At 61.8% G+C, this 11,114-nt stretch carries 10 protein-coding genes; 8 read left to right on the forward strand and 2 right to left on the reverse strand.

The window, feature by feature from the left end; all coding sequences use genetic code 11:
* The 3 genes from ACRESD_RS06090 to ACRESD_RS06100 all read left to right on the forward strand — a co-directional run.
* Positions 1-335 (forward strand): 2OG-Fe(II) oxygenase (locus ACRESD_RS06090; RefSeq protein ID WP_431750102.1); only part of this gene is annotated, 335 nt, incomplete at its 5' end.
* A 110-nt stretch (positions 336-445) separates the two neighbouring features.
* On the forward strand, positions 446-586 hold the full coding sequence (locus ACRESD_RS06095) for a hypothetical protein (RefSeq protein WP_431750103.1): 141 nt from the start codon (positions 446-448) through the stop codon (positions 584-586).
* Positions 586-1,293: a 2OG-Fe(II) oxygenase gene (locus ACRESD_RS06100; RefSeq protein WP_431750104.1), complete on the forward strand. Its 708-nt coding sequence runs from the start codon at positions 586-588 to the stop codon at positions 1,291-1,293. Before ACRESD_RS06095 ends, ACRESD_RS06100 begins: the two co-directional genes overlap by 1 nt.
* Before the next feature lie 71 nt (positions 1,294-1,364).
* Here the strand turns inward: ACRESD_RS06100 and treS are convergent, their stop codons facing one another.
* The gene (gene treS / locus ACRESD_RS06105; RefSeq protein WP_431750105.1) at positions 1,365-3,431 is read right to left on the reverse strand and encodes a maltose alpha-D-glucosyltransferase; all 2,067 of its coding nucleotides are present in this window, start codon (positions 3,429-3,431) and stop codon (positions 1,365-1,367) included.
* Between the two features lie 85 nt (positions 3,432-3,516).
* Positions 3,517-4,284 carry a helix-turn-helix domain-containing protein gene (locus ACRESD_RS06110; RefSeq protein ID WP_431750106.1) on the reverse strand — a complete coding sequence of 256 codons (768 nt, stop codon included), beginning with the start codon at positions 4,282-4,284 and terminating at the stop codon, positions 3,517-3,519.
* 176 nt (positions 4,285-4,460) lie between these two features.
* On the opposite strand from ACRESD_RS06110, the gene ACRESD_RS06115 reads away from it, so the two are divergent.
* Genes ACRESD_RS06115 through ACRESD_RS06135 form a run of 5 tightly spaced genes read left to right on the forward strand, consistent with a single transcriptional unit; the run spans position 4,461 to position 10,900 of the window.
* Positions 4,461-6,086: an APC family permease gene (locus ACRESD_RS06115; RefSeq protein WP_431750107.1), complete on the forward strand. Its 1,626-nt coding sequence runs from the start codon at positions 4,461-4,463 to the stop codon at positions 6,084-6,086.
* Between the two features lie 11 nt (positions 6,087-6,097).
* A complete protein-coding gene (locus tag ACRESD_RS06120; RefSeq protein WP_431750108.1) occupies positions 6,098-7,024 on the forward strand; it encodes a 4-hydroxyproline epimerase in 927 nt (308 codons plus the stop codon).
* 34 nt (positions 7,025-7,058) lie between these two features.
* Complete coding sequence (locus tag ACRESD_RS06125) at positions 7,059-8,006, forward strand: dihydrodipicolinate synthase family protein (RefSeq protein ID WP_431750109.1); 948 nt, start codon at positions 7,059-7,061, stop codon at positions 8,004-8,006.
* 59 nt (positions 8,007-8,065) lie between these two features.
* On the forward strand, positions 8,066-9,637 hold the full coding sequence (locus tag ACRESD_RS06130) for an aldehyde dehydrogenase (NADP(+)) (protein WP_431750110.1): 1,572 nt from the start codon (positions 8,066-8,068) through the stop codon (positions 9,635-9,637).
* Between the two features lie 3 nt (positions 9,638-9,640).
* Positions 9,641-10,900 carry an NAD(P)/FAD-dependent oxidoreductase gene (locus ACRESD_RS06135; protein ID WP_431750111.1) on the forward strand — a complete coding sequence of 420 codons (1,260 nt, stop codon included), beginning with the start codon at positions 9,641-9,643 and terminating at the stop codon, positions 10,898-10,900.
* Positions 10,901-11,114: the final 214 nt, after the last annotated feature.

Below are 11,114 nucleotides of genomic sequence, written 5' to 3' on the forward strand. Positions count from 1 at the left end.
CGCAATACCTGTCGCTTGGGCAGGATGCCGACGGTGAATACATCTTTCCATTCCAGTTGGTCGCCGTATTGTCCTGCATCGGCAAGGACTTCACCGGCGGTGAATTTGTCCTCACGGAACAGCGCCCAAGAATGCAATCGCGCCCGATGGTGGTGCCACTGCGTCGGGGCGATCTGGCAATCATCACCACGGCTCAACGCCCGTTCAAAGGCAACAAGGGTTACTACCAGGTCAATATGAAGCACGCCATCAGCCGAGTAAAAAGCGGCGAACGCCTTGGGTTTTCCCTGGGGTTTCATTTCGCTCCAGGGCCACGCCATGACCGAACCGCGTGAGTGGACGCTGCTGGGCAGCGCTGGCAAACCCTGGCTGAGCCGGCAGCCCGGAACGCTGGGGGGGGCATCGGCGCGGCAAACGCTATGGAAAGCTCGACTGCCCCGCCGCATTGAGGGCTATTGCACACGGAGGCTATGTGAAGGATCGCGTATTTTTTCTCGACGAAGCCAGTGCCATCGCGGCCGGCTATCGCCCCTGCGCCATCTGCATGCCTGTCGAGTATCGCCAATGGAAGTTTCAGGAGCACTGATGAACACTCAAACCGACTTGCAGAATATCGACTGGTCAGTCGTCGAAACAGCCTTGATGAACGACGGGTTTGCCCTGCTTGCGCCTTTGATAACTCGGCAAAACTGCGAGCAGTTAGCCGCGCTCTATGCCGATGACACTCACTTTCGCAGCCGTATCATCATGGAGCGCTACGCCTTCGGCCGGGGGGAATACCAATATTTCAAATATCCCCTGCCGCCCCTCGTCGAAGACTTGCGAACTCGCCTGTACAGCCACCTTGCCCCCATCGCCAACCGCTGGCACTCGGCATTGAAAGTCGGCCAGCGGTTTCCCGAGACACACACAGCGTTCAAAGCGGCCTGTCATCAGGCAGGCCAGTGCCGACCCACGCCGTTGATGTTGCGTTACCGTGAAAACGACTACACCTGCCTGCATCAAGACCTGTATGGCGAGCAGGTGTTTCCGTTTCAGGTGGTGTTCCTGCTGGATCAGCCTGGCGTGGATTTCGACGGCGGCGAATTCATTCTTGCCCAAACCGCCTCCAACAAGCCGGGCCAGGTGGAGGTCGTCACGATCGGCCGGGGCCAGGCGGTGATTTTTGCGGTGAACAGCCGCCCGGCGCAGTCGGCACGAGGGTATTACCGAATGACGGTACGTCATGGGGTAAGCCGCCTTCATCGCGGTGAACGCAGAACCCTCGGTATCATTTTCCACGATGCCAAATGACCGCCTTCAGCGGGCAACGGGCTTCAGGTGCTTGATCCATTCAACCGCGCCCTCAACTGACGGGCCTGCGCCTAAAGCATCGGTGAATGGTTCACCACCCGTAGCGCCAGGCCTTCGTAGGCATCCAACGTGATGGTGAACGCCCCCTCGGCAGTCAGGTCACCTTCGACTCGCTCATTGATGATATCCACCACAGGCCCAGGCCCGATGTTAGGCAGATGCAACGTCTCGGTGAGGGGTGTGGCGCTGAAGTTGAGCGCCGTGATCTGCGTGCCCTTCCCGGCTGGCAGTTCGTGGACCATCACCAACAAGCCCGGATGCTCGACGTCTGGCACTTGAATCTGGCGGCTGGCCGCGATGTCGTAGGCGCGACGCACCGCGAGGATTTTTTGCAGTTGCGACGAAAACGAGTCCGGGTCCTGCAACTGCTCATTGAGATTGCCGTACAAGGTTCGTGAGCGCGGCATCTGCCCCGCCGACCGCTCGGCATCCGGATTCAGGTCCACCAGGTCATAGGCGCCGCGATGAATCCAGCGGGTGTCGCCGTCCGTCATCAAATGCGCCACCTCCTCGGCCGCCAAGGGCAACGCGCCCACCAGGTCCCAGCCGGACAAGGCAAACACTCCGGGCTGCATCGCGTTGTACATCACCAGCAGTAAATGCACCTGACGGATCTGGCGGATATCCGCAGGCGTGATTGCCTCCAGGTCACGAATACCCAGTGCAGCCGTAATGATGCTCGCCGTGGTACAGGACACACCATTGGTCACGAACTTGAGGTTATACGGCGCCTGCTCACCGGCGAGGCGTTCGTACATCTGCTCGCGAATGTGTTCGCGCAGAATGTTGCCGGGGAAGGTCTGGCCTTGGTAGAGGTAGTTGTCGTGGGCATGCAGGGTCCAGAAATGCACCAGTTCCAGGGTCAGTTCATCGTGGTTCTGTAACGCATGGATCAGCGAGCCGGGGTCGATGCCCTGGCTGTGCATTTCGCGCAGCATCAGCCGCAGAAACTCCGTGTCACCCATCAGCAGCGCATGCTGGTAGGCCGGACGGGTGATGAAGTCATAGGACAGATCCGCACCGCCATGGGACATGGCGGCGATATCATCCACGGTCAGGTTCAACTCCTGGAAACTGAAGCCACCGGCCTTGCGAATCGCACCGCCCAACAACTGGTTGCCGGTGATCGACAGCGGATGGCTTTCCGACCAGGCCGTGCCATCCAGCTTGCGTTCCACGCCCAGGAAGCCATTGGCGTCCAGGCGCAGGACCTTGGCACCCATCACATCGATGGCATGCAAGGCGTCGCCGATGATCATCTGTTGCGCGGCGAACGAAGGATCGAGCCAGTTCAGTGACGGCTGCCCTTCCTTGAAGTAATGCAGGTACACCCAACGCCGCGCCTTGCCGTCCACACCCAACACCACGGGCGTTGCGCTCCAGTCGGTTTCCTTGACACCCGGTTCAAAGAAGATCACCCGCTGCAATTGGCCGACGATGTAATGCTTGTCGCGCAGCGCGTCCACCTGCGCCGGGCTGAGGTTCTGCGCATCGCGCCCCTCGGCAACGTCAGGCAGCAAGGGCCAGTCTTCCTCACGGATTTCCACCATGTGGTACAGGCCGGGATAGTCTTCGTAGGCCATCTCGGCCAAGCGAAAATCCGCGCCCTTGCCGGTGTGGGATGGGATGACGTCATCGATGATCACCGCATTGTGCGCCGCCGCCATGCGCGTCAACGCCTGTAACTGCGCCTCGGTACCCAGTTGCGGATCGATCTCGAAACTGATGCGGTCGAAATTGCCGTCGATGGTCGGCGTGTATTCGCGGCCCGACAGACCACCGGATTTTTTCAGCGGGCCGTTGTGAATACCCTGGATGCCGATCTTCGACAGGGCATGCCACAGCATCTCGTCCCCCAGCGCCTCCAGCACCGTGCCATTCTCACGGGTCACGATCGAAGCCGGATAAGCGGTGAACCACACCGACGACAACGCGCAGGCATCACGGGGCCGGGTCTGCGCGTACGGCTGCTGCCACAAGCGCCCCTGCCCCGAATAGAGCCTGGCCCGCTGGCGCGCCGCGTGCAGCATCGATTGTCCAACCAGCCAGTTCACATGATCGTTGTCCGTCGCCGTCATAAGCCTGATACCTGTGTGGTGAAAAGGGCATTGGTAAGCATAGGAGGGTCGACGGCGGCCATTCGTTGCATTGCGATGGCGGTGACTATTCCAACTGGCGATATTGGCGTGGCGTAAACCCGGTGGACGCCTTGAACTGGCGGGTAAATGCACTGTGATCGGTGTAGCCGCATTGCAGCGCCACGTCGGTGATCGGCAACTCGGTATGCAACAAGCGATGGGCATGTTCCAGGCGGACTTTCTGGATCATCTGTCGGGGTGTGAGGTGGAATACGCGTTTGCAGTAGCGTTCCAGCTGCGCCACGGAAATCCCGGCGATTCGCGTCAGTTCGCCCAAGGTGACGCGCCGGTTGAAATGCTGGCGGATGTAGTCATCCACGGCGGCCAGGCGCTGATACGCCGGGTGGGTTTCGCTGGCCGATTGCAGGTCGACGGAAATGCCGGCCAAGCCGATGATCTGGCCTTGATGGTTATACAACGGCCATTTATGGGTCAGGCACCAACCGGGCTCGCGAGTGCCGTAGAGGTGCAACTCCAACTGATCCTCAAGTACGAAGCCCTCCTCCAACACACGCCGGTCCTGTTCGGTATAACCCGGCCCGAGTTGCGCGGGGAAGACTTCGGCGCTGGTCTTGCCCAGCAACGGTTGCAGCTGTTTGAGGCCGCAGCGTTGCACTAAGGTACGGTTGGCAAGCACGTAGCGGGCGTGCATGTCCTTGATGAAAATCGTGGCATTGGGGATCACATCCAGCATCGGCAACAGCTGCGCCACACCGCTCAACAACTGTTCGATGCTCTCGGGGCGATGGGCCTCGCGCCCTTGGCACAGGCTGGCGAACGCAGTGCGCAACATGGGATAGCCTCCGGTTTTTTCGAGCAGATTGCCCCATGCCCGAGGCGCTGTCGAGCACAGAGAATTGTGCCGAATTCGTCATCCTCACCTGCGCAAAACATCAATCACCACGCCCTTGATGGGTTCAGGATAGCGCCACTGCATGCCTATCCAATAACTCACAAGAAGGCGCCGCCATGTCTGCTCAAGGCAAGTTCAAGAAACAACTTTCACTGATGGACCTCACCTTTATCGGGCTGGGCGCCATCTTCGGTTCGGGCTGGTTATTCGCCGCCAGCCACGTGTCTGCCATCGCCGGTCCCGCAGGGATTTTCTCCTGGTTACTGGGTGGTTTTGCGGTGCTGCTGCTGGGCATTGTGTACTGCGAATTGGGCGCCGCATTGCCCCGCGCCGGTGGCGTGGTGCGTTACCCGGTGTACTCCCACGGCCCATTGCTGGGTTACTTGATGGGTTTTATCACCTTGATCGCGTTTTCCAGCCTGGTGGCGATTGAAGTGGTGGCCTCGCGCCAATACGCGGCGGCATGGTTTCCCGAACTGACCAAGGCGGGCTCCAGCGACCCGACCACCCTCGGCTGGCTGGTGCAATTTGCCTTGCTGTGCCTGTTTTTTATCCTCAACTACCGCAGCGTGAAGACCTTCGCCATCGCGAATAACCTGGTGAGTGTGTTCAAGTTCATCGTGCCGCTGTTGGTGATCGGCGTGCTGTTCACCTTCTTCAAACCGGCAAATTTCCAGGTGCATGGCTTCGCACCGTTTGGCCTGTCGGGCATTGAGATGGCGGTGTCAGCCGGTGGTGTGATCTTTGCGTACCTGGGCCTCACGCCGATCATCTCGGTCGCCAGTGAAGTGAAGAACCCGCAACGCACGATTCCGATTGCGCTGATCCTTTCCGTGTTGCTGTCCACCGCGATCTACGTGTTGCTGCAAACCGCGTTCCTCGGTGGCGTGCCAACGGAAATGCTCGCCAACGGCTGGGCCGGGATCAGCAAGGAGCTGGCGCTGCCATATCGCGATATTGCCTTGGCGTTGGGTGTGGGTTGGCTGGCATATCTGGTGGTGGCCGACGCGGTGATCTCACCCAGCGGCTGCGGCAACATCTACATGAACGCCACCCCGCGTGTGGTGTATGGATGGGCGCAGACCGGCACGTTCTTCAAGATCTTCACCCGCATCGACGAGAAGTCCGGCATCCCGCGCCCGGCGCTGTGGCTGACCTTTGGCTTGTCGGTGTTCTGGACCCTGCCGTTTCCGTCCTGGGAGGCGCTGATCAACGTGGTCTCCGCCGCGTTGATCCTCAGTTACGCCGTGGCACCGGTCACCGTCGCCGCGCTACGCCGTAATGCGCCACAGATGGTGCGCCCGTTCCGCGTCAAGGGCATGGCGGTACTCGGCCCGCTGTCGTTCATCATCGCCGCACTGATCGTGTACTGGTCCGGTTGGAGCACCGTGTCCTGGCTGCTTGGCCTGCAAATCCTGATGTTTGTGGTGTACCTGCTGTGTGCTCGCTGGGTGCCGACCGCGCACCTGAACATCCAACAGCAAGTGCGTTCGTCGGCCTGGCTGATCGGTTTTTATGCGGTGACCATCCTCCTTTCCAAGCTCGGCAGCTTCGGTGGCATCGGCGTGATCAGCCATCCGTTTGACACGCTGGTCGTCGCCGTCTGCGCCTTGGGTATCTATTACTGGGGCGCTGCCACCGGCGTACCTGCACACCTGGTGCGCCTGGAAAACGAAGACGATGAAAGCGAAGCCGTCAGCGATTCGCACTACAGCGCCCCACTGTCCCCGGCTACCCATTGATGGAGCGCTCTATGAAACGCCTGCACGTTATCGACTCCCACACCGGCGGTGAACCTACGCGCCTGGTCATGGACGGTTTCCCTGAATTGGTCGGCAACACCCTCGCCGAAAAACTCGAACATTTGCGCGTCCATCACGATCAATGGCGTCGCGCCTGCCTGTTGGAACCCCGTGGCAACGATGTACTGGTCGGCGCGCTGTACTGCGAGCCGATCACACCCGGCGCGACCTGCGGGGTGATTTTCTTCAATAACGCCGGCTATCTCGGCATGTGCGGCCACGGCACTATCGGCCTGGTGGCCTCGCTGCACCACCTGGGCCATATCGAACCGGGTGTGCACCAGATCGACACGCCGGTCGGCCCGGTGGCGGCCACGCTGCATGCTGACGGCGCGGTAACGGTGCGTAACGTACCCGCTTACCGCTATCGCCAAGGCGTATCGGTCGAGGTGCCTGGGCACGGCGTCGTGCGCGGCGATATCGCCTGGGGCGGCAACTGGTTTTTCCTGGTGTCGGACCACGGCCACCGGCTGCAGATGGATAACGTCGACGCTCTCAGCGACTACACCCGCGCGATGCTCAAGGCCCTGCAGGCCCAAGGCATCTCTGGCGCGGACGGTGCGGTGATCGACCATATCGAACTGTTCGCCGACGACGCCCAGGCCGACAGCCGCAACTTCGTCATGTGCCCTGGCGGCGCCTACGACCGCTCGCCCTGCGGCACCGGTACCAGCGCCAAGCTCGCGTGCCTGGCCGCCGATGGAAAACTCGCGGCGGGTGACACCTGGGTGCAAGCCAGTATCACCGGCAGCCAATTCGAGGGTCGTTATGAATGGGACGGCGAACACGTACGCCCTTACATCACCGGCCGCGCCTACATGACCGCCGACAGCACCTTGCTGATCGACGCGCAGGACCCTTTCGCCTGGGGCATCTGAGCCCTCACTTATTCAACTGAACGGAGCAAAAACAATGAGCGACAACATCTTCACCGGTTGCATCCCTGCGCTGATGACCCCATGCACCCCGGAACGCAAACCTGACTTCGACGCACTGGTTGCCAAAGGCCGCGAACTGATCGATATCGGCATGAGCGCCGTGGTGTATTGCGGCTCCATGGGCGACTGGCCACTGCTCACCGAAGCCGAGCGTCAGGAAGGTGTGGCGCGCCTGGTGGCCGCTGGCGTGCCGACCATTGTCGGTACCGGCGCGGTGAACAGCCGTGAAGCGGTGGCCCATGCAGCCCATGCGGCCAAGGTCGGCGCCCATGGCTTGATGGTGATTCCCCGCGTGCTGTCCCGTGGTGCCAGCGCCACGGCGCAAAAGGCCCACTTCGCCGCGATCCTCAAGGCGGCGCCCAACCTGCCCGCGGTGATCTACAACAGCCCTTACTACGGCTTCGCCACCCGCGCAGATCTGTTTTTCGAACTGCGCCGCGAACACCCGAACCTCATCGGTTTCAAGGAATTCGGCGGCGGTGCCGACCTGCGTTATGCAGCGGAAAACATCACCTCCAAGGACGATGACGTGACCTTGATGGTTGGTGTCGATACCCAAGTGGTCCATGGTTTCGTCAACTGCAACGCCACCGGCGCCATCACCGGCATCGGCAATGCCCTGCCACGGGAAGTGCTGCAATTGGTGGCCCTGAGCAAACAAGCCGCCAAGGGCGATGCCAAGGCGCGGCGCCTGGCCCGTGAGCTGGAAGCGGCGCTGGCCGTGTTGTCGTCCTTCGATGAAGGCTGCGACCTGGTGCTGTATTACAAGCACCTGATGGTGCTCAACGGTGACCGGCAATACGCCCTGCACTTCAACGAAACCGATGTGCTCAGCGATGCCCAGCGGCGTTACGCCGAGAACCAGTACGCGCTGTTCCGCCAGTGGTACGCCAACTGGTCGGCCGAACAGAACGTCGCCTGACCCTTTCGCGCCGCCGTGCCTGCCACGGCGGCCAATCCCTTTTTTAGCAGGACGACTCCATGACTCTGACGGGCAGTATGCTGATCGGTCAACACGCCGTGTCCGGCCATCGCGAAGCGATCCGGGCCATCAATCCCGCCACCGACACACCACTGGAACCCGCCTACCACGGCGGCAGTGGCGAACACGTCGAACGGGCCTGTGCCCTGGCGTGGGCGGCGTTCGATACCTATCGCGAAACCTCCCTGGAGGCTCGCGCCACCTTTCTAGAAACCATTGCCGACCATATCGAAGCGCTCGGCGATGAGCTGATCGAACGCGCCGTGGCCGAAACCGGCCTGCCACGCCCACGCATCCTTGGCGAGCGAGGCCGTACCTGCGGGCAGTTGCGCACCTTCGCACGTACCGTACGGGCCGGTGAGTGGCTGGATGTGCGGGTGGATACTGCCCAGCCTGAGCGACAACCACTGCCGCGGGCAGACCTGCGCCAACGCCATATACCGCTCGGGCCGGTGGCCGTCTTCGGCGCGAGTAATTTCCCGCTGGCATTCTCGGTAGCGGGTGGCGATACCGCCTCGGCCTTGGCGGCCGGTTGCCCAGTCATTGTCAAAGCTCACGGCGCCCACCCAGGCACCAGCGAGTTGGTAGCGCGTGCGTTGGCCCAAGCGGTAAAAGCATGCAGTTTGCCAGAGGGCGTGTTTTCGCTGCTGTACGGTTCCGGCCGCGAAGTCGGTATGGCACTGGTGAGCGACCCGCGCATTAAAGCCGTCGGTTTTACCGGCTCACGCAGCGGTGGTATCGCGCTGACTCAAGCTGCCCAGGCACGGCCAGAGCCGATTCCGGTGTATGCGGAAATGAGTTCGATCAACCCGGTGTATCTGTTTCCCGCCGCGCTGCAAGCGCGTGCGCAAGGTCTGGCCCAGGGCTTTGTCACCTCACTGACCCAAGGCGCCGGGCAATTTTGCACCAACCCTGGCCTGGTGATTGCCATTGCCGGAGAGGCACTGGAGCGCTTCATCGGCACGGCCCGGGAGCTGCTTTCGCCATGCGCGGCTCAGACCATGCTGACGCCCGGTATTTTCAGCGCCTACTCGGTTGGCGTGGGGGCATTAGCCGGTCATGCCGAGATCGCCGCACAAGGTTTACCGGCCGACGGCCCGAACCAGGGCCGGGCGCATCTGTTCGTCGCCCAGGCCAGCGCCTTCCTGACGAATGAGCACCTGCAGGCCGAAGTGTTTGGCGCAGCGTCCCTGGTGGTGGTGTGTGCCGACGCGGAGGAAGTCCGCCAAGTCTCGGAGCACTTGGAAGGCCAACTCACGGCCACTTTGCATCTGGATGAGGGCGACGTGGACGAAGCCAGGCTGTTGCTTCCCATCCTGGAGCGCAAGGCGGGTCGCTTATTGGTCAATGGCTGGCCGACCGGCGTGGAAGTGTGTGATGCCATGGTCCACGGCGGGCCGTTCCCGGCCACTTCCGACTCGCGCAGCACATCGGTGGGTACTGCGGCGATCCAGCGGTTTTTGCGGCCGGTGTGTTACCAGGACTTCCCCGATACGTTGCTGCCCCAAGCGCTGCGCCAGGACAACCCCTTGCTGCTGCGACGCCTGCTCAACGGCCAGAGAGAGGCCTAGGCCATGTCTGACACCCATACCGCCGATATCGCCGTCATCGGCGCTGGCATTATCGGCGTCGCCTGTGCCTTGCAGTTGGCGCGTCAGGGCCACCGCGTCGTGGTCATCGACCCACAGGCGCCGGGGATGGGCGCCTCCTATGGCAACGCCGGGCACTTGGCGACGGAGCAGGTGTTTCCGATCGCCGATGTGTCGATCCTCAAGCGCCTGCCGGCCATGCTGATGGACCCCATGGGGCCGCTGCGCCTGGATTGGAAATACCTGCCCCGCGCCCTGCCCTGGTTCGTGCGGCTGCTGCTGAACCTGCGTCCGGCCAGTTACCGGCGTACGGTGGCGGGTATCCGTGCACTCAATGAGGCCAGCCTGGGTGCTTGGCAACGCTTGCTGCATTCGATCGAGCAGCCGCAACTGCTGCGTGAGGACGGCTCGCTGCTGGTGTTTGAGCGTGCCGAATCCCGCGCAGCCATTGAGGCGTTGCAACAACGCATGCAACAGCAAAACGTGACAGTGGATTTATGGTCCGGCGATGCGGTGCGCCAGGCGGCACCGCAGTTGAGCGACGATATCCAGGGTGCCCTGTTTTTTCCAGGCACCGGGCATTTTATCGACCCCTTCCAAGTGGTCGGCGAGCTGGCCAAGGCCGCCAAGGTCCAGGGTGTGCAGTTCATCAAGCAGCGCGTTGTGGATGGGCGTGTCGAGGACGACGGCGTCTCGCTGATGACCGACCACAGCGTGGTGGCGGCACGCCAGGTGCTGATCGCTTGCGGTGCGCACTCGGCCCGGCTCACGGCGGCGTTGACCGGCAAAAAAGTCCCACTGGATACCGAACGAGGCTATCACCTGATGCTGCCCCAGGAACAAGATCGCCTGCCGTTTGCGGTCACGTCCCTTGAGCGCAAGTTCATCATGACGCCCATGGCCGGCGGCCTGCGCCTGGCCGGCACAGTTGAGTTTGCCGGATTGGATCGTCCCGCCAATATGCAACGCGCCTGGCAATTGCACCGTTTGAGCCAGGGCTTGTTTCGGCACGACCTGAGTGCGCAAGGCGCCACGCCCTGGATGGGGTTCAGACCGTCCCTGCCCGACTCGTTGCCGATCATTGATCGGGTATGCGACGGCAAGGTGTTGCTTGCGTTCGGTCATCAGCACCTGGGGCTGACACAGGCGGCGGTGACGGCGGAAATGGTCGTGCAATTGCTCAAACCTGAACAGTTGAACCTGGGTTTACCGACTCGGGGAGCCTATCGTTTGGATCGCTTCTAAAAAACTTGTGGGAGCTGGCTTGCCTGCGAAAGCGGCGGTGCTGCCGATGAATAGGTCGCCTGTGCCGCCGCCTTCGCAGCCTCGCTGAAGCTCGACAGCTCCCACAGGAGATTGGCGGTGTTTGGGGGCCATCGCGTCTAGCGCGTACTCGCCAGCGATAGAGGTCAAAGGTGGGAGCTGGCTTGCCTGCGAAAGTGGCGGTGCTGCCGATGAA

The sequence above is a fragment of the Pseudomonas sp. genome (assembly GCF_050739995.1).
Classification (GTDB): domain Bacteria; phylum Pseudomonadota; class Gammaproteobacteria; order Pseudomonadales; family Pseudomonadaceae; genus Aquipseudomonas.

Bases quoted from the DNA above. Each gene is read 5' to 3' on its own strand.
- ACRESD_RS06100 (WP_431750104.1), top strand. From the start codon at position 586: ATGAACACTCAAACCGACTTGCAGAATATCGACTGGTCAGTCGTCGAA.
- treS (WP_431750105.1), bottom strand. From the start codon at position 3,431: ATGACGGCGACGGACAACGATCATGTGAACTGGCTGGTTGGACAATCG.
- ACRESD_RS06110 (WP_431750106.1), bottom strand. From the start codon at position 4,284: ATGTTGCGCACTGCGTTCGCCAGCCTGTGCCAAGGGCGCGAGGCCCAT.
- ACRESD_RS06115 (WP_431750107.1), top strand. From the start codon at position 4,461: ATGTCTGCTCAAGGCAAGTTCAAGAAACAACTTTCACTGATGGACCTC.
- ACRESD_RS06120 (WP_431750108.1), top strand. From the start codon at position 6,098: ATGAAACGCCTGCACGTTATCGACTCCCACACCGGCGGTGAACCTACG.
- ACRESD_RS06125 (WP_431750109.1), top strand. From the start codon at position 7,059: ATGAGCGACAACATCTTCACCGGTTGCATCCCTGCGCTGATGACCCCA.
- ACRESD_RS06130 (WP_431750110.1), top strand. From the start codon at position 8,066: ATGACTCTGACGGGCAGTATGCTGATCGGTCAACACGCCGTGTCCGGC.
- ACRESD_RS06135 (WP_431750111.1), top strand. From the start codon at position 9,641: ATGTCTGACACCCATACCGCCGATATCGCCGTCATCGGCGCTGGCATT.